This window comes from Enterobacter sp. HMSC16D10, assembly GCF_001807145.1.
In the GTDB taxonomy this organism is placed as follows: Bacteria; Pseudomonadota; Gammaproteobacteria; order Enterobacterales; family Enterobacteriaceae; genus Enterobacter; species Enterobacter roggenkampii.
The window spans coordinates 215,797-216,126 of sequence record NZ_KV787884.1; the positions used below are offsets into that span (position 1 = coordinate 215,797).

Below are 330 nucleotides of genomic sequence, written 5' to 3' on the forward strand. Positions count from 1 at the left end.
ACGGTCGTTACCGCGTCAACATGCTGTTTGACCGTGATAACTGGGAAACCGGGTTCGAGAGCCTGTGGGTACGCCAGTCGCGCCCGTACGCCGGCGACACCTACGGCCTGCACCTGCCGCTGCTGGCGGGCACCGAAGTGGCGATTGGCTTTGAGGACGGTAACCCGGACCGGCCGTACATTGCCGGCGTGCTGCACGACTCGGCGCACGGCGACCACGTCACCATCCGCAACTACAAACGCAACGTCCTGCGTACCCCGGCGAACAACAAAATCCGCCTCGATGACGAGCGCGGAAAAGAGCATATCAAGGTCAGCACGGAGTACGGCG

The 330-nt window shown here is 63.0% G+C and carries 1 protein-coding gene; it reads left to right on the plus strand.

The genetic code is table 11. From position 1 onward, the window contains the following. Nucleotides 1-330: type VI secretion system tip protein VgrG (gene vgrG / locus HMPREF3143_RS26325; protein WP_254668437.1), on the plus strand; the 330-nt coding region annotated here is incomplete at both ends.